General features: G+C 66.9%; 19 protein-coding genes. 6 read left to right on the top strand and 13 right to left on the bottom strand.

Going from position 1 to position 22243, the window contains the following annotated elements; all coding sequences use genetic code 11:
• Positions 1 to 295: 295 nt before the first annotated feature.
• From ACT531_RS15015 to ACT531_RS15000, 4 genes are all read left to right on the top strand, one after another.
• Positions 296 to 1279, top strand: a complete 984-nt coding sequence (locus ACT531_RS15015; protein ID WP_476017919.1) for a LysR family transcriptional regulator — start codon at positions 296 to 298, stop codon at positions 1277 to 1279.
• A 192-nt stretch (positions 1280 to 1471) separates the two neighbouring features.
• The gene (gene tcuA / locus ACT531_RS15010) at positions 1472 to 2938 is read left to right on the top strand and encodes an FAD-dependent tricarballylate dehydrogenase TcuA (protein WP_476017918.1); all 1467 of its coding nucleotides are present in this window, start codon (positions 1472 to 1474) and stop codon (positions 2936 to 2938) included.
• The gene (tcuB, locus tag ACT531_RS15005) at positions 2925 to 4106 is read left to right on the top strand and encodes a tricarballylate utilization 4Fe-4S protein TcuB (protein ID WP_476017917.1); all 1182 of its coding nucleotides are present in this window, start codon (positions 2925 to 2927) and stop codon (positions 4104 to 4106) included. The genes tcuA and tcuB overlap by 14 nt, the downstream gene beginning before the upstream one ends.
• Before the next feature lie 36 nt (positions 4107 to 4142).
• Entirely contained in the window at positions 4143 to 5123 is a 981-nt protein-coding gene (locus tag ACT531_RS15000; protein WP_309827917.1) for a Bug family tripartite tricarboxylate transporter substrate binding protein, read from the top strand.
• Positions 5124 to 5159: 36 nt separating this feature from the next.
• Here ACT531_RS15000 and ACT531_RS14995 read toward each other — a convergent pair whose 3' ends face one another.
• From ACT531_RS14995 to ACT531_RS14980, 4 genes are all read right to left on the bottom strand, one after another.
• Complete coding sequence (locus ACT531_RS14995; RefSeq protein ID WP_116750205.1) at positions 5160 to 5648, bottom strand: NUDIX hydrolase; 489 nt, start codon at positions 5646 to 5648, stop codon at positions 5160 to 5162.
• Between the two features lie 44 nt (positions 5649 to 5692).
• On the bottom strand, positions 5693 to 6193 hold the full coding sequence (locus ACT531_RS14990) for a GNAT family N-acetyltransferase (protein WP_476017916.1): 501 nt from the start codon (positions 6191 to 6193) through the stop codon (positions 5693 to 5695).
• A gap of 17 nt (positions 6194 to 6210) precedes the next feature.
• Positions 6211 to 6915 (bottom strand): riboflavin synthase subunit alpha, encoded by a 705-nt coding sequence (locus tag ACT531_RS14985; RefSeq protein ID WP_116748371.1) that lies wholly within the window; start codon positions 6913 to 6915, stop codon positions 6211 to 6213.
• Between the two features lie 77 nt (positions 6916 to 6992).
• Positions 6993 to 8348 (bottom strand): esterase-like activity of phytase family protein, encoded by a 1356-nt coding sequence (locus tag ACT531_RS14980; protein WP_476017915.1) that lies wholly within the window; start codon positions 8346 to 8348, stop codon positions 6993 to 6995.
• Between the two features lie 195 nt (positions 8349 to 8543).
• On the opposite strand from ACT531_RS14980, the gene ACT531_RS14975 reads away from it, so the two are divergent.
• Complete coding sequence (locus ACT531_RS14975) at positions 8544 to 8795, top strand: hypothetical protein (RefSeq protein ID WP_056056709.1); 252 nt, start codon at positions 8544 to 8546, stop codon at positions 8793 to 8795.
• Positions 8796 to 8823: 28 nt separating this feature from the next.
• On the opposite strand, the gene ACT531_RS14970 is transcribed toward ACT531_RS14975, so the two are convergent.
• From ACT531_RS14970 to ACT531_RS14940, 7 genes are all read right to left on the bottom strand, one after another.
• Positions 8824 to 10542 (bottom strand): NAD(P)-binding protein, encoded by a 1719-nt coding sequence (locus tag ACT531_RS14970; RefSeq protein ID WP_476017914.1) that lies wholly within the window; start codon positions 10540 to 10542, stop codon positions 8824 to 8826.
• An 11-nt stretch (positions 10543 to 10553) separates the two neighbouring features.
• A complete protein-coding gene (locus ACT531_RS14965; protein ID WP_343734004.1) occupies positions 10554 to 11546 on the bottom strand; it encodes a response regulator in 993 nt (330 codons plus the stop codon).
• Positions 11543 to 15295, bottom strand: coding sequence for a PAS domain S-box protein (locus ACT531_RS14960; protein WP_476017913.1), 3753 nt, complete (start codon positions 15293 to 15295; stop codon positions 11543 to 11545). Before ACT531_RS14960 ends, ACT531_RS14965 begins: the two co-directional genes overlap by 4 nt.
• 120 nt (positions 15296 to 15415) lie before the next feature.
• Positions 15416 to 16990: a polyamine aminopropyltransferase gene (locus ACT531_RS14955; protein WP_476017912.1), complete on the bottom strand. Its 1575-nt coding sequence runs from the start codon at positions 16988 to 16990 to the stop codon at positions 15416 to 15418.
• A gap of 85 nt (positions 16991 to 17075) precedes the next feature.
• Positions 17076 to 17294, bottom strand: a complete 219-nt coding sequence (locus tag ACT531_RS14950) for a DUF350 domain-containing protein (RefSeq protein ID WP_015016355.1) — start codon at positions 17292 to 17294, stop codon at positions 17076 to 17078.
• A 73-nt stretch (positions 17295 to 17367) separates the two neighbouring features.
• Positions 17368 to 18882, bottom strand: coding sequence for a DUF4178 domain-containing protein (locus ACT531_RS14945; RefSeq protein ID WP_476017911.1), 1515 nt, complete (start codon positions 18880 to 18882; stop codon positions 17368 to 17370).
• A 114-nt stretch (positions 18883 to 18996) separates the two neighbouring features.
• A complete protein-coding gene (locus tag ACT531_RS14940) occupies positions 18997 to 20046 on the bottom strand; it encodes an SPFH domain-containing protein (RefSeq protein WP_015016357.1) in 1050 nt (349 codons plus the stop codon).
• 272 nt (positions 20047 to 20318) lie between these two features.
• Between ACT531_RS14940 and ACT531_RS14935 the strand changes: the two genes are divergently transcribed.
• Positions 20319 to 20591 (top strand): DUF2061 domain-containing protein, encoded by a 273-nt coding sequence (locus tag ACT531_RS14935; RefSeq protein WP_476017910.1) that lies wholly within the window; start codon positions 20319 to 20321, stop codon positions 20589 to 20591.
• Between the two features lie 218 nt (positions 20592 to 20809).
• Here ACT531_RS14935 and ACT531_RS14930 read toward each other — a convergent pair whose 3' ends face one another.
• Both ACT531_RS14930 and ACT531_RS14925 read right to left on the bottom strand, forming a co-directional pair.
• Positions 20810 to 21115 carry a flagellar basal body protein gene (locus tag ACT531_RS14930; RefSeq protein ID WP_015016359.1) on the bottom strand — a complete coding sequence of 102 codons (306 nt, stop codon included), beginning with the start codon at positions 21113 to 21115 and terminating at the stop codon, positions 20810 to 20812.
• A 94-nt stretch (positions 21116 to 21209) separates the two neighbouring features.
• The gene (locus tag ACT531_RS14925; protein WP_476017909.1) at positions 21210 to 22190 is read right to left on the bottom strand and encodes a LysR family transcriptional regulator; all 981 of its coding nucleotides are present in this window, start codon (positions 22188 to 22190) and stop codon (positions 21210 to 21212) included.
• Positions 22191 to 22243: the final 53 nt, after the last annotated feature.

Genomic DNA, 22243 nt, shown 5'->3' with positions numbered 1-22243 from the left:
CTGTGCCAGCTCGCCGGCGGATTCTTCGGGAAAGCGCTGGTGGCGCTCTTGAAATGCAGTCCACCGGCGGTGCAAATAATTTCAAGTCCCCAGCTTCCACAGGGAATTGACGCGCCCCGGATGCGCGGACTGCGTGTTTACCCGGAGCAACGGCGTCAGCCTGCTGAAAGTGCTGCGTTGCGCGCGCCGCACGCAGTCGCCAACGAGTCAGGTGCGAGTGGCGGCACCGGTGTATTTGTGCCCCCGGGGGCAACGGACACGCCGGAGTACAGTGCCGCATGACCAAAAGGGCGCCATGGAACTGAGACAACTGCGCTATTTCGTGCGTGTGGTGGAGCAAGGCTCCATGAGCCGCGCTGCGCTGGACCTGGACGTGGTGCAGTCCGCGCTCAGCCAGCAGATCACCCGGCTGGAGAGCGAGCTGGCCACGCGGCTGCTGCAGCGCACGCCGCGTGGCGTGACGCCCACCGAGGCGGGGCTGGCGTTCTTTCGCGAGGCGCAGCTCACCCTGCGCCATGCCGACCAGGCCGTGCGCGCAGCGCAGCAGGCGCGGCTGTCGGGCACCGTCACCGTGGGGCTGGCGCCCACCACCTCGGGCGTGCTGGGCCTGCCGCTGATGCAGGCCATGCGCACACGCTACCCGGACGTGCGGCTGCACATGGTGGAGAGCATGTCGGGCCACCTCACAGCCATGCTGCATGCGCGCGAGCTGGACCTGGCCGTGCTGTTCGACACCCGCCTGCACCAGGCGCAGCAGGCCACCGGCGCGCGCCGCTGGGACATGGCGCCGCTGCTGGAGGAGGACCTGTTCCTCATCTGCGCCCGCAGCGATCCCGGCAGCCCCGGTGGCCGGCAGCTGCCGGAAACCATCACCGTCGCCGAGCTGGGGCAGGAGCCGCTGATCCTGCCCACCGGCCCGCACGGCCTGCGCAGCACGCTGGACACCGCCTTTGCCCGCGACCGCGTGGCGCCGCACGTGGTGCTGGAAGTGGACTCGCTCGCCATGGTGATGGCCGCCGTGGACGCAGGCCTGGGCTCCACCGTGCAGCCCTGGGCCGCCATGGGCCGCTACCCCGATGCCGCTGAGCGCTTTCAGTGCGCACGGCTCACCGACACGCCCGCACGCCGCGTCAATTTGCTGTGCAGCCTGCCCGACGAAGAGCTCTCGCCCGCTGCGCTGGCCGCGCGGGTGGTGCTGACGGACTGCGTGCGTGAATTGGTGACGAGCGGCCAGTGGTTTGGCACGACATGGATAGGCGGACAAGACACCAGCGCCTGAGCGGCCACCCCGCAGCCATCACGATCCGTGATACCCCCATGACCTGAACCCGCTGCTCAGCGGGCCTGCGTCTCCCTACAGTCGCCATCACCCCGATGAACGACACGGCGACCACGCCAGGAGACACCCCATGGGCCCCACACCCCCTTCTTCATTCCCCCGCTCGCAGCACACCGCCGGGAGCCACCGGCCATGAGCGGCGATGCTGTGGTCGATGTGCTGGTGATCGGCGGCGGCAATGCCGCCCTGTGCGCCGCCCTGATGGCACGCGAGGCGGGCGCCAGCGTGCTGCTGCTCGAATCCGCCCCGCGCGCCTGGCGCGGCGGCAATTCCGCCCACACGCGCAACCTGCGCTGCATGCACGACGCGCCGCAAGATGTTCTGGTCGACGCCTACCCCGAGGAAGAGTTCTGGCAGGACTTGCTCAAGGTGACGGGCGGCCTCACCAACGAACACCTGGCGCGCCTGGTGATCCGCGAATCCAGCACCTGCCGGCCCTGGATGCGCCGCCACGGCGTGCACTTTCAGCCCGCGCTGGCGGGCACGCTGCATGTGGCGCGCACCAACGCGTTCTTCATGGGCGGGGGCAAAGCGCTGGTCAATGCGTACTACCGCAGCGCCGAACAACTGGGAGTGCAGATCCGCTACGAAGCGCCCGTGGAGCGCATCGAGATGGACGGCCGCCGCTTCATCGCTGCCCACCTGGCGAACGGCGAGCGCATTGCCGCCAAAAGCTGCGTTCTGGCTGCGGGCGGCTTTGAATCGAACCGCGAATGGCTGCGCGAGGCCTGGGGCCAGAACGAGCGGGGAGAGTGGCCGGCCGACAACTTCCTGATCCGCGGCACGGTCTACAACAAGGGCGTGCTGCTCAAGCACCTGCTGGATGACCACGGCGCCGATCGCATCGGCGACCCCACGCAGGCGCACATGGTGGCGATTGACGCGCGCGCGCCGCTGTACGACGGCGGCATCTGCACGCGCATCGACTGCGTGTCGCTGGGCGTGGTGGTCAACCGCAACGGCGAGCGCTTCTACGACGAGGGCGAGGACTTCTGGCCCAAGCGCTATGCCATCTGGGGCCGCCTGGTGGCGCAGCAGCCGGGGCAGATTGGCTACTCCATCATCGACAGCAAGGCCATCGGCCGCTTCATGCCGCCCGTGTTCCCGGGCGTGAAGGCAGACACGCTGACCGAGCTGGCACAAAAGCTGGGTCTGCCGGTGGACACCTTCACCCGCACGCTCGGTGCCTACAACGCCGCCTGCCGCGTGGGCCAGTTTGACCACACCACACTGGACGACTGCCACACCGAAGGCGTGGTACCCGCCAAGACGCACTGGGCGCGGCCCATCGACACCGGGCCGTTCTACGGCTATGCGCTCAAGCCCGGCGTCACCTTCACCTATCTGGGCCTGCACACCGACGACACGGCTGCGGTGCGCTTCAACAACCAGCCCAGCCCCAACCTGTTTGTGGCTGGCGAAATGATGGCCGGCAATGTGCTGGGCAAGGGCTACACGGCCGGCGTGGGCATGAGCATTGGCACCGCATTTGGCCGCATTGCGGGCACGCAGGCAGCTTTGGCCTCCAAACAGCCGATAGCGCCAGTCGAACATGCCTCAAATGCTACAAAACAAGGAGCAAACCATGCAAACGCTTGAGGCCCTGACGCGCGACGCGCGGGCGCTGGCGAACGGCGATATGGTGCTGTCTGCACCCGAAACCGAAGTGGCGCGCCAGCTGCAGATCTGCAACGCCTGCCGCTACTGCGAGGGCTTTTGCGCCGTGTTCCCGGCCATGACGCGGCGGCTGGAGTTCGGCAAGGCCGACATCCACTTCATTGCCAACCTGTGCCACAACTGCGGCGCCTGCCTGCACGCCTGCCAGTACGCGCCGCCGCACGAGTTTGCGGTGAACATTCCCCAGGCCATGGCCCAGGTGCGCGGCCAGACCTATGCCGACTACGCCTGGCCACCCGCACTGGGCCAGCTCTACCAGCGCAACGGCCTCACGCTGGCGCTGGCGCTGGTCGCAGGGCTCACGCTGTTCCTGCTGCTGGCCGTGGCGCTGCACGGCCAGGGCATTGCCGCGCTGTGGCAGGCCCCCGCAGGCGGCTTCTATGGCATCTTTCCGCACAACCTGCTGGTGAGCCTGTTCGCACCCGTGTTCCTGTTTGCCGTGCTGGCACTGGGCCTGGGCGTGCGCCGCTTCTGGCGCGACGTGACGCCCGCCACCAGCGGCGCGCCGCTGAGCGCCCCCGCCACGGCCGAGGCCACCGATGCCGTGCTGCGCCTCAAATACCTGGACGGCGGCCACGGCGATGGCTGCCACAACGAGGACGATGCCTACACCCTGTCGCGCAGGCGCATGCACCACCTCACGTTCTACGGCTTCATGCTGTGCTTTGCGGCCACCAGCGTGGCGACGCTGTACCACTACCTGCTGGGCGCGCCCGCACCGTACGACCTGCCCAGCCTGCCCAAACTGCTGGGCGGCGTGGGCGGCATCAGCCTGGCCGTGGGCACCGCAGGCCTGTGGCGGCTGAACCTGCGCCGCCACCCGCAACACGGCGACGCCGCACAAAAGCCCATGGACTGCGCCTTCATCGCCCTGCTGTTCCTCACCGCCACCAGCGGTCTGGCCTTGTGGGCCGCGCGCGGCACGGCCGCCTTGCCGCTGCTGCTGTGCCTGCACCTGGGCGCCGTGATGGCACTGTTTGCCACCATGCCCTACGGCAAGTTTGCGCACGGCATCTTCCGCACCGCCTCGCTGCTGCGCCATGCGGTGGAGAAGCGCCAGCCCAACCCCATCGGCCTCGGCGCCGACTGATCCCCCCACCCACCATCCACGATGAAGGAGACCTCCATGAAAAAACGCACCCTCTTGATGAGCGCGCTGGCGCTCGCCACCGCTGCCGCGACACTGTCTGGCGCAGCCCATGCGCAGGATTTCCCGCCCAAAAAGCCCGTCACGCTCGTCGTGGGCTTTGCCGCAGGCGGCGCGGCCGATGCGGCGGCGCGGCTCATCGCCAAGAAGCTGGGCGAGAACATCGGCCAGTCGGTGGTGGTGGACAACAAGGGCGGCGCGGGCGGCAACATCGCCCACCAGTTTGTGGCCAATGCGCCCGCCGATGGCTCGGTGCTGCTGCTCGGATCGGTGGGGCCGCTGACCATTGCGCCGCACCTGATGAAGGTGAACTACGACCCCTTCAAGGATCTCGCCGCCGTGTCGGGCGGCGTGAACTTTCCGAACGTGCTGGTGGTGCACAAGGGCGCGGGCGTGAAGACGCTGGCCGAGTTTGTGCAGCTGTCCAAAAAGAAGCCCGGCAGCGTGGACTTTGCCTCCACCGGCGCGGGCTCGGCATCGCACCTGGCGGGCGAACTGTTCAACCAGCGCGCGGGCATCGACATGACCCACGTGCCCTACAAGGGCGGCGCCCCGGCGTTGCAGGACCTGCTGGGCGAGCGCGTCACCTCGTACTTTGCCGCGCCGCCCACCGCGCTGCCGCACATCGAGGCCGGCAAGCTCATTCCCCTGGCCACCACCGGGCTCACGCGGCCGTCCTACATGCCCAACATCCCCACCGTGGCCGAAGCGGGCTACCCGGGGTTTGAAGCGCTCAACTGGTACGCCTTCGTGGCCCCCGGCAAGACGCCTGCGCCGCTGCTGGACCGCTGGAACCAGGAGATCGTGAAGGTGCTGAACGACCCGGGCGTGAAGGAGGCACTGAACAAGCACGGCCTCACGCCGCAGCCCACCACACGCGCCGAGCTGACTGCCTTCATGAAGAAGGAATCGACCCAGTGGGCCACCATCATCAAGGAACGCAAGCTGACGGCGGACTGAGGCCACAAGAACTCGCGTCGCCCAGCCCGCGCAGAGCTATTGCGCAGCGGGCTCGGTGACCGAAATATCGGTGTGCACCAGGGTCAGCGGAAAACGCTGGCCCGCCAGGTAGTCCTCCAGGCAGCGCAGCAGCAGCGGGCTGCGGTGGCGTTCGGGGCAGGCGCGGATCTCGTCGGGCGTGAGCCACAGCGTGCGCACGATGCCGGTATCGAGCGTGCGCCAGTCGTGGTGCGTGCCCAGCGTGCCTGCAAACGCAAAACGCAGGTAGGTGGTGTCGTCGCCCGTGCGCGTCTTGGTGAAGCGGTTGAGGTACACGCCGATCAGCGCCGTGGGTTCGAAGTCGTGGGCGGTTTCTTCCAGCACCTCGCGCGCACAGGCCTGGATGGGCGACTCGCCCGGGTCCAGGTGGCCGGCGGGGTTGTTGAGCTTGAGGCCGTCGGTGGTTTCTTCCTCGACCAGCAGAAAGCGGCCATCGCGCTCTATGAGGGCGGCCACGGTGACGTTGGGTTTCCAGCGGTGGGGCATGGCGGGCATTATGACGAGGGCCGGTGACAGAGCGCCTACAAGGTCTACAACGCTCGCGCCATGTACACGGCGCCGTCGCCGTAGCTGGCCAGGCGGGCCTGCTGGGCGGCGTTCTGCAAGGGGTGCAGCGCATAGCCCTGCCGCTGCCAGTAGGCCTGCGAGCCCTGCACCGAGACCAGCGCGCTGTGCCGCAGCCCTTCTGCGCGGGCCTGCGCCCACAGGGGCTGCAGCAGCGCGTGGGCCAGGCCTTGCCCTGCATGGGCAGGTAGCACGGCCATGTCGTGCAGGTACAGCGTGTCGGGCTGGGCGGTGGCTTCAAAGTCGCCATGCAGCGGGGTGACCTTGCCACGCACGCTGCGGTAGGCCGCCAGGTAGGCGCACACCACACCAGCTTGCTCCAGCACCAGCGAGCAGTTGGCGGGGCTGGCGAGGCGGCGGGCAAACACCTCGCCGCTCTCCACAACCCCCTCGCCATAACAGGCCAGTTGCACGGCCAGCAGGTCGGCCAGATCGCTCAGCGCCAGCGGGCGCACCACCACGGACATGGGAGAACGTCGCTGGGTCAGTGCGGCAGCACGGGCGCCTGCACAAAGTCGTCGAGCGACAGGCCCTTTTCCTTCAGCAGCGCCTCCAGCACCGGCTGCAGGCGGCCCAGGCTCTCCTGCACGGCCTCGCGCACGGTGTCCACCACCACCTGGGTGCTGCGCTCGATCTCGATGTTCAGGCGGTCGCCCACCTTCTTGTGCTCAAACACCGTGGCGCGGCGGGTCTCGGGGATCATCCAGATCTCGAACCAGCCCTCTTGCCGGTTCACCTCGGCCACCGTGAGGCTGGCGCCATGGATGGCGATGTAGCCCTTGGCAAAGATGTAGCGGCGAAACGCCTCAGGCACGGCCACGCGCCACACCAGGTTGTTGTCGAACTCGCGCCGCTCGATGAGCGTGCCGGTGAAGTCCACATGCCCCGACAGCGGGTGGCCGCCGATCTCGGCGCCGTCCTTGGCCGCGCGCTCCACGTTCACACGGTCGCCCTGCGCGTAGCTGCCCAGCGTGGTGATGTTCAGGCTCTGCAGCATCACGTCAAAGTTGGCCTGCGTGGGCGACAGGATCTCGGTCACGGTGAGGCACACGCCATCGGTGGCCACGCTGGCGCCAATGGCCAGGTCCTGGCAAAAGCCCTCGGGGAAATCGAGCGTGAACGTGCGCAGCCCTGCGCGGTCGTGGATGGCGGCAATGCCTGCCGTGGCTTGGACGATGCCTGTGAACATGGTGGCGCGGCTTGTGGAGCGTTGGAAGGGGAACCGGGAATTTTGCCACCCGGCCCCCACCGCGCGCTGGTGCCGGGTTACTTGGCCCGGAGCAACTCGCCCACTTCGAGCAGCACAAGCTCGTTGTCATCCGCCTTGTTCGGGTCGCGGCTGCTGCTGAAGGGCAGGTTGTTGTCGTTGCCTACCACGATGTGCGTGCCGTCCACGATGTCCACGTTCTCGATGGTGAAGAACGGGAAGGTCAACACGCCGTTGTTCAGCGGCTTACGGGCCAGGCGCTGCGGGTCCTGGATGTTCATGAGGTCGATGTAGCCCACCTTGCGGATCTCGCCGCCCACGTTGGCGTCGCTCAGCTCGACCTTATAGACGCGCTTGAACTTGGCCAAATCGTGGAAGCAATCCGTGCGTTTCTGGCCTTCTGGGCAGGCCTTGTCGGCTGTGCCTTCGCCGTTGTCGCGCTCGATAATCAAACCGGTAGTGCTATCGATCATGTTGAAGTCGCCAATCGCGTGGTGGTTGGCCTCCAGCACGTAGTTCCAGTGGCGGCCGGTCCATTGCTCGGTCTTCACATCGAACTCCAGCACACGCAGGTACTGCTTGCCGCCCACGTTTTCGTACGCCTTGGCGCTGTCGTTCCACAGCGCGCCTTCCAGCAACGCATAGAGCTTGCTGCCGTCCTTGCTGGAGGCCATACCTTCGTAGCCCTTGGAGCGCTTGACTTCAAACGGCGTGGGCTTGGCGTCGGGGGCGCCGGGCATGAGCACGCCGGGCGCATCGGGCGAGCGCACGACCTTGCCGTCCACCTGCGTCTCGAACACGGCCAGCACCTTGCCGTTCAGGTCGGCCTTGATGAGGAAGGGGCCAAACTCTTCGCCGATCCACAGCGCGCCACCGGCGAACTGGAAGCTCTCGGGGTCGAAGTCGGCGCCGGTCAGGTAGCGCTTGTCGGTGCCTTCGTGGGTGATGCGGAAGGGGATCTTCTTGTCGGGGTCGTGCAGGAAGATGGTCTTGAGGCGATTGAACTGGCCCGACTTGAAGTCCACGGTGTAGTGGCTCAGGTGCAGCATGAAGTCGGGCGAGTTGGCCTTGGAGCCGGCGCCGTTGTCGGTGAGGATCCAGAACGAGCCGTCGGCCATGCGTTTGATGCCCGAGTGGCCCTGTAGGGGTTGGCCCTGGAAGGGCAGCGACACACCCGTGTCACGGCCGCCCGACTGGCCCATCACGCTGCCCACGGTATCCACACGACGGGGGGTGGTGAACTTGCCAGCCACCTGCAGGTCTTGCGGCGCGTCCTTGGGCGCGGCAATCACGGTGAGGGCGGGCAGCACGGCGTGGCCGGCCAGCGTGGCCGGGAAGGCCTGCTGGGCGATGGCGGGGGTGGCGGCGGCGCACAGCAGCGCTGCGCAGGCGGCAATTTGGGACAGTCGGGACATGGTGGTCAAGGTGAAAAGAGCCAAAACCGTGAACGATGCCGCCGCCCTGTGACACCGCCATGAAAGGCCGTTCTCCAACGCCCCCCACCAGGCAACGCCGAATCGGGCACACACCAGGAACCGTGCCAGGGACCTTTTTCCGCTGGCAGGAGTCACACCCACCTCACCCCACCCGCACAGCCTGCGCACCCTGCCATGGAAACCCTCTCTGCACTGCAATCCCTCGGCCTGGAGCTGCCCAGCCCGGCCTACATCGTGGGGGCCATCCTGTTTGGCCTGATCGGCATGGCGGCCTACTGGCACGGCAAGCGTGCGCAGCAGCCGCGCACCCGCTGGTGGGGCGTGGCGTTGATGTTCTATCCCTATGTCGTTTCGGCCACCTGGCTGCTGTACGCCGTGGGCGTTGCGTTGTGCCTGGGGATGTGGTGGGACGGGCAGCGCGGCTAGGAACGGTCTGGACGAATCGCCGCAGGCATCAACCGGCGGCGGCCACCAGCCCCGCGCCGTGCCCACGCGTGAAGGCCTCTTCAAACACCGAATACCCCGACCAGTCGGCATGCGCAAACGCCAGCCGTGCGGTGGTGGGCGTGGGCAACCAGGCGACGCGCTCACCATTTGATAGCGCCTTGGGCATGAAAGACCTGCGCTCCAGGCCGATCTGGCTTAAAAACTGCTGCAATCCCGGTGTCGGGATGGACATGGCGTGCCCATAGCGGGTGATCTCCACGCGCGTGGCGCGCTGGCGCAGGTCGGGGTGCGGCACGGCCAGGGCGGCCAGGGCGGCATCGGCCCATTGTTGCCAGGGCTGAGTGGCCAGTTGCTGACGGCCGTCCGCCCGGTCGCCCAGTGCCTGGTAGTAGGTGAGCACGGTGGGGCCGGCCAGCGTGGCGCGGGTGTCCAGGCGCTGGTGGCCGGCGTTGACATAGCCCAGCCCCCCCGCCGTGGGGTCGGCGTACAGGACGTTGTCCCAGGCCGGCGCAGCGCCCGGGCGGTCGGTGAGCGGGCTGTGGATGTGGATGTTGGCCACCAGCCAGGGCGCCCACGACAGGCTCTGGGCCGCCCCGGTGAGGAAGGCGGGCGGGTTCTGCACCACGCGCGCCGCCACGAAGACGGGCAGCGCCACGATGCAGCGTGGCGCCTGCCAGCGCTCCACGCTGTCGGTGGCGTGGTTGAACGCATCCACCTCCACGCCGTGGCGGCCTTCGGTGATGCGCAACACGCTGGTGCCGGTGCGCAGCTGGCCGCCGCCGTTGGCGGTGTTGGCCAGCGGCTCGGCCAGGCGCCGGGTGATCCAGCCATTGCCCTCGGGCCAGGTGAGCACGCTTTCGCGGGCTTCGTCCACAGCCTCGCCGGGCGCATGAAAGCCGTGGCGGCTGGCAAAGTAGTGGATGCCCGCCCAGGCCGAGACACGGTCGGCCCCGGCGCCGTAGTCGTCGCGGCAGCAGTAGTCCAGGTACCAGCGCAGGTGGGCATCGTCCAGCCCTTCCTGCGCCAGCCAGGCGGCGAACGTCATGGCGTCCAGCGCCTGCTGGCTGGGCGCCAGCGGGCGCCTGGCGGTCCACAGCTTGAGTGCGGGCATGGCAAACCGCGCGGCCTTCGACTCACGCTCCACCGCCTGCGCAAAGCGGCGGTACTGCGCCAGCGTGGCCTCGCCCACGCCCTGCACGGGCAGCAGGCCCTCCTGCCACTCGCCCTCGAAGTACAGGCGCTCCTGCGGGCTGTGGCACAGGTGGCGTTCGTCGTACTGCCAGCGCCCGGCCACGCGTTGGCGCAGGCCCAGTTCTTCCATCAGGTCCTGCACCTCGCGCGCGTCGTCGCCGGGCACGGGCAGGTAGTGCGCGCCCTGCGGGCAGGCCAGGCCATTGACGGCGGTGCCCCGGCTGTTGCCGCCTGCGGTGTCTTCCAGCTCCAGCAGCGCAAAGTCCTGCACGCCCGCCAGGCGCAGCGCGCGCGCGGCCGCCAGCCCCGCCACGCCCCCACCGGCAATGATGACCTGCGCGCGCCGCACCACGGCGGGCTCGGGCCAGGTGCCGCGCGCCAGCCACTCGCGCAGCTGGTGGCCGCGCGCCATATCGATGCCGGTGAAGCCGCCTTCCAGCGGCGGCACGGCACGGTCGCACCCACCCAGCGCGGCCGTGGCCAAGGCGGCGGCGCCCGCCACAAACTGGCGGCGCTGCAGGGTCCAGGGGGTCATGCGGTCACGCATCAATCCGACCAGCGTGCGCGGATCTCGAGCAGCTGCGGCACCAGCGGGGCAAACAGCGCCACCAGGGCGGGATCGAAGTGTTTGCCCGCCTGCGCTGTGATGTGGTCCAGCGCGTCCTGCACGGGCCAGGGCTCCTTGTAGGGGCGGCGGGTGGTGAGGGCATCGAACACATCGGCCACGGCCACGATGCGCGCCGACACCGGGATGGCCTCGCCCGCCAGGCCGCGCGGGTAGCCGCTTCCGTCCCACTTTTCGTGGTGGGCCAGCGCAATCTCGCGGGCCAGCTGCAGCACGCCGGACGGGTGCTCGCCAATGATCTCGGCGCCGATCTCGGGGTGGCGGCGCATGGTGTCCCACTCAGCGGCGTCCAGCGGGCCCGGCTTGCGCAGCACGGCGTCGGGGATGCCGATCTTGCCCACGTCGTGCATGGGCGCGGCATTGAGCAGGTCTTCGGCCCAGGCCGGGCTGTGGCCGGCGGCCAGTGCCAGCAGCTGGGCAAAGTGGCTCATGCGGATCACATGCATGCCGGTTTCGTTGTCCTTGTACTCGGCCGCACGGCCCAGGCGCTGCACGATCTGCAGGCGGGTTTCGCGCAGTTCGTCCATGCGCACCAGCGACAGGTGGGTGCGCACCCGCGCGCGCACCACGGGCGGGCTGACGGGCTTGGTGATGTAGTCCACCGCGCCTGCGTCAAACCCGGCGGTTTCGTCCTGGCTGTCGGTGAGGGCGGTGATGAAGATCACCGGGATGGAGGCCGTGGCGGCATCGGCCTTGAGCGCGCGGCACACCGCGTAGCCATCCAGGTTCGGCATCATGATGTCGAGCAGCACCAGGTCTGGCCGCTGCTCGCGCGCCACCTGCAGCGCGCGTTCGCCGTCGGTGGCAAACAGCAGGCGGTAGTCGGCCTGCAGGATGTGGCGCAGCACCTGCAGGTTGGTGGGCTCATCGTCCACCAGCAACAGGCGGGGCCGCTGGTCAGGGGCCGGGGTCATGCGGGGTTCTCCAGGGGTTCGTCCAGCCAGTGTGTGCGCAGCTGCTGCAACTGCACCACGGCCTGGTCAAAGTCAAAGGTGTCGATGGCCTCCTGCAGGCGCTCTGTGGCGGCCGCAGGCAATAGCTGCACCAGCACGTCCAGCGGCGGCTGGGCCAGTTCGGACTGCACCAGGGCCCGCTGCAGCGCGTGAGCGGCGTCCAAGGCCTGCTGGCGCTGGTCGGGGGTCAGCGGTGCGTGCTGGCCCACGCCGGGGGCAGGTGCTGCGGCGGCCTCCACCTCGTGGGCCAGAGCCTGCTGTACGGCCTGCAACGCGACGGGCAGGGCGGCCACGAGCGGCGGCAGTGCCGTCCGGTCCAGGCTGTGGGCCGCCTCCTCGATGCGCTGCGCCAGCGTTTGCAGCGGGCCCAATGCCAGGTTGCCTGCCGCACCGCGCAGGCGGTGGGCCAGCGCGCGGGCCGCATCCATGTCGGGCTGCGCCACCATGGCCTGCAAGGTGGCTGGGGTGGCCGCGTGATCGACTAGCAGGCGCGCCACGGCATCGCGCAGCAAAGCACGCTGGCCCCACAGGCGGGTGCCGCGTTCCCAGTCCACGGCAGGCACTGCGGCCTGGGGGGCGGGGGGCATGTCGGGGCCGCGCGACAGGGTCTGCAAGCTGCTCCAGTCCGAGGAGGAGGTGTCGGGCTGCAGGTGCAGCACGCGGGCGATCTCGCGGAACAGGCGGGCGGGCTCCAGCGGCTTGCTGGCAAAGCCGTCCATACCGGCAGCGCGGGCATTGCGCCGGTCCTGCTCCAGCACGCTGGCCGACAGGGCGATCACCGGCACCGGCTTGCGCCGTTGCGCCTGCTCGAACGCGCGGATGCGGCGCGTGGCCTCCAGGCCGTCCATGACGGGCATCTGCAGGTCCATCAGCACCACGTCGAAGCGCCCGGCTTCATAGGCAGAGACTGCGTTTTCGCCGTCCCGTGCCACGGTGACCTGGTGGCGACCCCGGTCCAGGTGAATCTGCAGCAGCTCGATGTTGGCTGGCACATCGTCCACCACAAGGATGCGCAGCGGCGGCAGCTGCACGGCCTGACTGACGTTGGCCACGGCAGCCAGGGCCTGGCCCACGGGCAGCGGCACACATACCGTGAACGTGGTGCCCACCCCCAGGGTGCTGCGCACACTGATGCTGCCGCCCATCAGCTCGACCAGCTGCCGCGAGATGGTCGTGCCCAGGCCCGTGCCGCCGAACTGCCGCGTGGTGGATGCGTCGGCCTGTGCAAAAGGGTCGAAGATGCGCTCCAGGTGCTGCGCGGCGATGCCGATGCCGGTGTCCTCCACCTCCATCACCAACGTGCCGTCGTGGTAGTCCAGCCGCAGCAGCACATGGCCGCGCTCGGTGAACTTGAGCGCGTTGCCCAGCAGGTTGAGCAGCACCTGCTGCAGGCGCAGCGCATCGCCCCGCAGGTAGGGCGGTACCCGGTCGTCCGTCACGCACTGCAGCGCGAGCCCTTTCTTGCCGGCATGGATGCGCAGCGAGGCGAGGATCTGGTCGCACACCTCCTGCAGCGAAAAGTCGGCAATCTCCAGCTCCACCGCGCCTTTTTCAAGCTTGGCAGTATCCAGGATGTCGTTGAGCAGGCGCAGCATGGACCGCGCCGCATGCTGCACGGTGCCCAGGTGGCGACGCTGCTGCGCGTCCATAGGCGTGTCGAGCAGGGCCTCGGTGAAGCCGATGATGGCGTTCATGGGCGTGCGGATCTCGTGGCTCATGTTGGCCAGGAAAGTGCTGCGCGCCGCGGCGGCTTGCTCGGCACGCTCCTTGGCGGTGCGCAGCTCTTGCTCCATGGCGCGGCGCTGGGTGAGGTCGGTCGCAAACTTGACGACCTTGAAGGGTTGGCCCTGCGCGTCAAAAATGGGGTTGTAGGTGGCCTGGATCCAGATGCGCCGGCCGTCCTTGCCGAGTCGCTGGTACTCACCGCCATCCAGCTGGCCAGATCGCAGCTGTTGCCAGAACTGCGCATACGCCTCGGTCTGCACGTAGGCGGGCTCGCAGAACATGCCGTGGTGCTGGCCCACGATCTCCTGGAGGCCATAGCCCATCAGACTGAGGAAGTTGTCATTGGCGTGGAGCACACGGCCCTGCATGTCGAACTCCACTACCGCCAACGCGCGGTTGATGGCGCGCACGGTGCTTTCGAACTCTGCGTTGCGTTCCTTGAAGGCGGTCATGTCCATGATGACCCCGTCAATCCATTGCACTTGGCCATCGTCCCCCACCACGGGGCGCCCGCTTTCGGACACCCAACGCAAGCGGCCCTCGCGATCACGCAGGCCAAACTCCACGTGATAAGGCCTGTGCTCCTCAATGGCTGCCGACACCTCGTTCCAAAGACGGTCCACCTCTTCAGGCAGCGTTAACTGTGTGAAGTTGACACGCCCTTGCAGGAAGTCTTGCGGCAGCCACCCCGTCAGCGCTGTCACGGCATCACTGATGAACAGCATGGTCCAGTCGGCGTCATAGCGGCAGCGAAAAGTCACACCAGGAATGTTCCCTATCAGCGAGCGCAAACGCTGCTCGCTCGCCTTGAGCTCCTGCTCCATCGCGCGGCGCTGGGTCAGGTCGCTGATGAACCCCACAAACACCGGTTCGCCATCCAGCGGTACGCGTCCAACGGCAATGCGAATGGGCACGGTATTGCCGTCGGGGCGCAAGGCCAGAACCTCGCGGCTGTTGGCGCCGACCACGCCACCGCCCTGGCCCTGCAAGTAGCGCTGCAGGTAGGTGTCATGGCGAGAGCGATCAGGCTCGGGCATGAGCATGGACACGTTCTGGCCCACCACATCCTCAGGGCGCCACCCCAGGATGCGTTCGGCCGCCGCATTGAAGGACTGCACCCGGCCCTGCGCATCAATCATCACCATGCCATCCACGGCCGTGTCGGCAATCGCGCGCAGGCGGGACTCGCTCTGGCGCATCTGCAGGAACATTTGCCGGTAGCGCAGGCCGGCGTTGATGGCGATGACTAGTACACCAATAACCAGGGCCACGGCAGCCACCGCCAGGGCCATGGGGGTGCCCTCTGCAGCAGCCAACAGCTCCAACTCGTTTGGCACCTCGATAAAGCGCAACGCCGCCATCCCGGTGTAGTGCATGCCCGCAATGGCCAGCCCCATGACCACGCCCGCTGCCAGGTTCAGCCAGCGGGCCCGCCAGCGAACCACCCGCTCCAGTCCAAATCGCACCCACAAGGCCACAATGGCCAGCAGCACGGCCACCAAGACGGAGGCCGCAAAGCCCCAAGGATCAAAGCGCATGAATGGAGCCCACTGGGACGCCTCCATGCCGATGTAATGCATGGCGCCAATGCCAGCGCCGACGAGCACGCCGCCGACGACCAAGGCTGCACGGCTGATTTCGCGGCGCATCAGCAGCCCCAGCGCAACCCACGACGCAGCCACGCTCGGAAGCATAGACAGCGCTGTCATCCAGGGATCAAAACGCCCTCGCCCACACACTGTGAATGCGAGCATGCCGATGAAGTGCATCGACCAGATGCCCCCACCCAACGCCATCGCACCCGACCCCCGCGCCATCTGGCGCATGAAACGGGTGTCTGCACGCCGGGCCAGGCCCGCCATTTGTAGCGCCAGCACAGACGCCAGCACCGCCATCGCTACAGACAGCGCCACCAGCCAAGGATCATGCTGGGCCCAGAGCAGCGGATAGGGCTGTGCGTTAGAGAGGAAAAAGAAATCCGGCATCGGGAGCCCACGGCGATCAGGTCTTGACAGCTTTGTAGCCGATTGTGACGCCCGTGCCACCGGGCAGAACCCCTGCAAATTGCTCGGCGAATGCCCGTTGGCCCCCAAGCCATCGCCGGCTCAATGCGCCACCACCTTGCCCCATTCGCGCTCGTAGCTGTGTACCAGCGCCTGGTTGGACAGGCGGTTCACATCGGCCGGCACCCGCGCCATGTCGAGCGGAAAGTCAAACAGCAGCGGCAGCGACGGGGGGCTCAAAAACCGCAGCCCGGGCGGCAAGGCATCGGGCAGGCGCCAGGGCCTGCGACTGGCAATGACATACCCCCATTCGCCAAAGCTGGGCACATGGGCATGGTACGGCGCCGTCGAGAGGCCCACGGATTCGATGGTCTGCACCACCGTCCAGAAGCTCTGGCGCGCCACCAGCGGCGAGGTGGTCTGCACCACCGCGTAGCCACTGGCGGCCAGCCGCTTGTCCAGCAAGGCATAAAAGCTGTTGGTGTAGAGCTTGCCGATAGAGAAGTTGGTCGGGTCGGGAAAGTCCACCACGATCACGTCAAAAAGGTCTGTCCCCTGCTGCAGCCACCCAAAGGCATCGGCATTGACGATGGTCACCTTGGGGTTTTGCAGCGCTTGGCCGTTGAGCTTTGCCAGCGTGGGGTTCTCGCTGAAGATGCGCGTCATGGCCGGGTCCAGCTCGACCAGGGTGACGGACTCGACCGAGGGGTACTTGAGGATCTCGCGCACCGCCATGCCGTCGCCGCCGCCCAGCACCGCCACCCGCTTGGGCGCCCCGTGCGCGGCCATGGCGGGGTGTACCAGGGCCTCGTGGTAGCGGTATTCGTCGGACTCGGAGAACTGCAGGTTGCCATTGAGATATAGCCGGTGGCCATAGCGGCCCTGCGTGACCACGATCCGCTGGTAGGGCGTGGCCGTGGTGAAGATGATGCGGTCTTGGTAGAACTTGTCCTCGGCCAAACTCGTGATCTGCTCTGCCCCCGCCAGCCCCGCCAGCAACAGGCCCACCACCATCATGCAGGCGAACAAGTGGGCTTGAAGGCGCCGCAGCTCATGCCGGAACAGCCACACCGCCCACAGCGCCACAGCGGCGTTCATCAGCCCGAACAGCAGCCCCGTGCGGATGAGCCCCAGGTGCGGCACCAGCAGCAGCGGAAACGCCAGCGACACCGCCAGCGCGCCCAGGTAGTCGAACGTGAGCACCTGCGAGACCAGGTCCTTGAGCACCACGTTGCGCTTGAGGATGCGCATGACCAGCGGAATCTCCAGCCCCACCAGCGTGCCCACCACCAGCACCATGCCGTACAGCAGAAACCGGAACGCGCCCGGCGCGTACGCATTGGCCAGGAACAGCGTGGCGGGCAGCGCGCCGCCGATCAGCGCCACCAGCAGCTCGATGCGCAGGAAGTGCGCGGGCAGCTGCCGCTCGAAGTAGCGCGACAACCACGAGCCCAGGCCCATGGCAAACAGGTAGGTGCCGATGATGGTGCTGAACTGCAGCACCGAGTCGCCCAGCACATAGGAGGCCAGCGCACCGGCGGCCAGCTCGTACAGCAAGCCGCAGGCCGCCACGACGAACACGCTGATGAGCAGCGCAATGTCGATGGGGCGGGGGCCGGAGGATGTGGGCGGCACCGCAGGTGCGGGCGCAATGGAAGGCGGGGTGGGAGACGACAAGGCGGCGGTCAGCGCACCCTGCCGGGTGCGCCGCTTCGTTCATTCAAGCGGTAGGGGCTCGAAAACGCGTCAATGCGTTAATGCGTCAATGGATGGCAGCCGCCACGATGATGCTGATGCCCAGGCACATCGCCGCCACCACCAGGCCCAGCGCCTGGTTCTGCTTTTCAACGATCTCGCGCCACAGGTCATAGGGCGTGATCTTGTCGACGATGACAAAAGCCAGCCAGAAGATGATGACGCCAATGATGGCGTAGAGGATGGACCCGAGAAATGCTGCGGGTTTGAGCCATTCGAATCCCATCATGGTGTGATCTCCTTGAAACGTGTGGTCAGTGACAGTGGGGGGTAGACGGTGGACAAGCGCAGACGCTGCACTACTTGTGGCTGCCGCCCGACGAATATCCGCCGTACGAGCCCCCCGAGCTGCGGTAGCTGGAGGACGAGGAACAGTTTTCGACCCGGGGATCGCAGCTGGAGCAGCGGCTCAGCAGAATGAGCAGGATCAAGATCACCACCGCGATCAGGATGATGGTGCCGCAGCCCAGGCCGGATTTGGCCACGAATGGACCGGGGTCGTCGCGCTTCAGGACATCTTTCTTGTCGTCCAGCTTGAACGCCTTGGCCACCGTGTCGCTGGAGAGCTTGTCGCCCGCTGACCAGGTGATCTCGTTCGGGCTCTGCTCCATCGACAGCAGGCCCTTGGCGCTTGCAAAGTCGCGGTTGGTGGTTTTCTGCCCGCGTGTGACCTGCCAGTAGAACTCGCCCAGCACATAGGTGGTCTCGGCCTCGTAGGTGTACTTGAGGTCGTACTTGGTGCCCATGTACGTGGCGGAGCGGCCCGTGGCCGCCATCTGCGGCGCGCCGGTGGTGGGGCGCACCATGCTCCAGCCTTCTTCGGAATCGACCAGGAACGCAAAGCCGCGCTTCTGGTTGTAGAGCAGGTATTCGCTCCAGCCAAAGTGCTCGTCGTCGCCGGGCTCCACGCCCATGCGGTGCTGAAAACCCACCACCTGCCAATGCACGCCTTGCAGCTGGCCCTTGCTGCCCAGTGGGATCAGGGGCTGCACGGGTTCGTCCTGCTCGGCCGAGCGCAGCTCGCCGCCCACGCCGCTGTCCAGGCTGATGATGCTGGCGCACGAGCCGCAGGTGATGCTCTTGGAGGTGGACAGTTGCACCTGCACGGGTGCACCGCAATGCGGGCAGTTGAACTGGCGGCCTTTTTCGTCCTTGGCCGATTCGTCTTTCAGGCCCTGGAGCTGCAGGTCTTCGAGCAGCACGGCCTTGCCGCGCTCGACGTTGGGCGGGGTGTGGCCGTAGTCGATGCTGACCACTTCGCCGTCGGCACTGCGCAGCTCGACCATGCCGAACGGCTGGCCCAGCGGCGGCAGCTTGGGCAGCTCGCCCTGGGCCGAGATCAGCTGCGCCTGGCCGGTGTAGGCCACGCTGTAGGGCTTGCCGTTGATGGCCGTGGTGGTGCCGATGCGAAAGCGCTCGGGCGCAGGCATCTCGCGGCCGGGGTCGATGGGCCGGGTAAAGACGTAGGCACCGTTGTCCTCGCCCAGCGTGGCCAGCGTGCCGTCATTCAGAAAGGCCGCCCATTCGGTCCACACGCCCGCGTCGCCCTTGTACTGCAGGCGGCCGATGAGGGTGAAGGGAACGTCCTTGCCATCGAGCTGAATGCGCCCGCTGGCCATCAGCTGCAGCGGGCTGTGGTCGTCGAACAGCTCGGCCATCTTGCCCAGGCGCGTGAGCACGTCGCCACTGCGCACCACGGTGCTCTGACAGTAGCCGCAGACGGCATGGGTGGACTGCGCGCTCTTGAACTCCACCGGCGCGCCACAGCCGGGGCAGGGCGCGCGGTAATAGCGCTGGGTGGGGTCGGTGGCCATCGTGTGGAGTGTTCTGCCCGCGCCGCACTAAACGGTTTTGAGGCCTTTTTGGCCTCTAGCGCCTATCCCTCCAGCGCAAGCAGCTATTTTTATGATAGCAATCGAGCCAATCGGTCAGACCAGCTTCTTGAGCAGTTCGGCCTTCTTGGCGTCGAACTCTTCCTGCGTGAGGATGCCCTTGGACTTGAGCTCGCCCAGCTTCTCCAGCGTGGCCATCACGTCTTCGGGCTTGACGCCCACCGCAGCGGCTGCCGCTGCGGGCGCAGCCTGGGCTGCTGCACCGCCACCTTGCAGGCCCTGTTGCAGGTTCTGCGCGAGCACCTGCCCCAGCGCCACACCGGCGCCCAGGCCCATCGCGTCACCCGCCACACCACCGCCGTTGCTGGCGCCCTCGGCAAACTTGGGGATGGCCTGCGCCGTCTGGTACTGCATGAATTTGGCCATGTCGTTGCCGACCATGCCCATGCCGATCTTCTGGTCGAGGATCTTCTGCAGCTCTTCGGGCAGCGAGACGTTCTGCACCGTGAGGGACTCGATCAGGATGCCCAGCTTGGCAAAGATGGGCGCGAGTTCTTTGGTCAGCGCATCGGCAAACATGACCTGGTTGGCCGCCAGGTCCAGGAACGGCAGGCCGCTGCCCGCAATGGCGTTGCTGATGTTCTGCAGCACCAAGCCGCGCAACTGGCCTTCGAGGTCGGCCACGGGGTAGGACTCGCGCGTGCCCGAGATTTCGGTGTGGAACAGCTTGGGGTCGGCAATGCGGAAGGCGTAGTTGCCGAACGCGCGCAGGCGCACGGCGCCAAAGTCCTTGTCGCGGATCGTGATGGGCTGGGGCGTGCCCCACTTCTGGTCGATCTGCTGGCGCGTGCTGAAGAAGTACACATCGCTCTTGAAGGGGGACTCAAAGAGCTTGTCCCAGTTCTTGAGGTACGTGAGCACCGGCAGCGTCTGCGTGGTGAGCTTGTAGGTGCCGGGGCCGAACACGTCGGCCACCTGGCCTTCGTTCACGAAGATGGCCATCTGCGACTCGCGCACCACCAGCGTGCCGCCGTTCTGGATTTCCATGTCGCGCATGGGGAAGCGCCAGGCCAGCGTGCCGTCCCCCTCTTCGGTCCACTGAATGATGTCAATGAACTGTTTCTTGATGAAGTCCATGAGGGCCATGTGTGCTCCCAAAGCAAAAGAGGGGGTTGAAAAGAGCGGCCATCATAGCAACGGGTGCTTTGGTCGCAGCGGCTTTTTTCAGTCCTCGAACGTGAACTAGTTCACACGCAGAACCAGTCTGTTTGGGATAGGCGCTGTGGCGCTTCGCCCAGCGTCATTGGATAGCGGCTATCTGCGCTTTAGCGATGATCAATTGGCTTTCGCTATTGCGAATCACTACCATTTCTCCATCGCTGTACCTCCCCCGCAGCCTGAAGAAAAAGGAACCCGCCATGTCCCACATCCGCCGCGCCGCACGCCAGAACAAGACCATGCTGATGAAGACCGGCAGCTACTACCTGATCCACATCAGCGTGGCCGCCCTGGTGGCCTATGCCGTCACCGGCAACCTGTGGGCCTCGCTCACCCTGAGCCTGCTGGAGCCCACGGTGCAGGCGGTGGCCTTCTTCTTCCATGAAAAGGCGTGGGACCGGGCGGGGCGGCGCGCTGCACGCCAAAGCGCTACGGCATCGCCCAACAGCAGTCCCGCCATACAGGGCGCCTGAACAAACTCACGACAAGGAGCACCACCATGTACGCCATTCCATTGCGCAGCCGCACCGCCACAGGCCTGGCCTTTCAACGCTGGCTGGTCCAGCGCCTAGCGGGGCTGGCACATGCCAGCTGATAACGGGCAATCCTCTCTGCTTGCGCCAGAAACGAACATGCCCCGGCCAGCGGGGCATGGGGGTGGCAACACAGACGGGCGCTGAATGGGCAGGGCTCAGGCCTTCACATCCAGCAAGGAGCCCATCATTTCGTCCTGCGTCTTGATGGTCTGCAGATTCGCCTTGAACGCGTAGGTGGCCGACATCTGCTCCACCGCCTCCTGCTCCAGCGCCACGCCCTTGGCGTCCTGCTCGCGTTGCACGGTGGCGCGCACGCCGGCGCTTTCAGCCACTTCTTCTTGTGCAACCACCTCGCGGCGGTAACCGGGGGTGTTCATGTTGGCCACGTTGTTGGCCGACGCGTCCAGCCGCAACTGGGCGGCCTGAAGGCCTGAACTGCCGATGGAAGAAATACTGGCCATGGGCGCTGCTCCCGATGTCACACAATGTTGCAAAGAAGGCGAATTGTCCGCCTCACCCAGGCCGCTGGCAAGCCGCAGCCCCGCAATGCCCCTGTCAGCGACCGGGGCGGTGCGCGTCTTCCAGGCATTGCGCAAACGCCTGGGCCGCGCGGGCGGGCGCGGGCGAGCGGCGCATCAGGCTCACAAACTGGCAGTGGTAGTGGAATAGCGCAGGGTTTACTGCCTGCATGCGGCCCTGGCGCTCGAAGGCCTCGGCGTAGTGGTCGGGTAAGAACCCGAGAAAGCGGCCCGACAGGATCAGCGTGGCAATGGATTCCTGATCAAACCCCGTGGCCGCGCGCTGCAGCCGGGCCTGGTGGCTCAGCTCCATGTTGGGCGAGTGGTAGCCCAGCCCCGCAAACTGGTAGCCCCGCACCGCGTGCCAGTCGGCCGGGGGCGATGACGCCCCAAACAGCGGATGGCCCGCGCCGCAATACAGCAGCATGGTCTCGCCAAACAGGTCGGCGTAGGCCAGGCTTTGCGAGCTGCGGTGCGCAGGGATGATGCCCACTTGGTAGCTGCCGTCGATCACGCCACGCTCGATGGCGTTGATGGAGCCCACATGCAGCTGCAGCTGCACATCGGGCGCCTGGGCGGTAAAGGCGGCAATCGCCTCGCCAATGCGGGCGGCCGGGTTGCTGGCGGTCTTGTCGAACACCGCCACGGCCAGCTGCCCGCCCATGCGCGAGTGGATGTCGTCAACGCTGTCGCGAAAGCTGCGCACAGAGGCCAGCAGGCGCAGGGTTTCGTCATACACCCGCTGCCCCTCGGCCGTCAGCGCAAACCCCGCCCGCCCCCGGCGGCACAGCGTGAGGCCCAGGCGGGCTTCCAGGTCCTTGATGTGGCGGCTCACGGTGCTGGTGCCGATGTTCAGCTCCAGCTCGGCGGCCGACATGCCGCCGCACTCCACCACGCTCTTGAAGACCTGCAAAAGGCGCAGGTCCATGTCGCTGAGCTGGCCCAGCACGGCGCGGTGTTTTCCGGGTCCGGCAGGCGCGGAGGTGGGTGGGGCTGGAATTGGGTCTTTTACTTGCATAAATCGTCAAGTAAACATTGATATTGGATTATTTGAGAGATTAACAGGCGGCG

The organism is Acidovorax sp. DMC1, assembly GCF_056314325.1.
The sequence above is the reverse complement of the archived record's forward strand: the minus strand, read 5'-3'. Positions and strand labels throughout refer to the sequence as shown.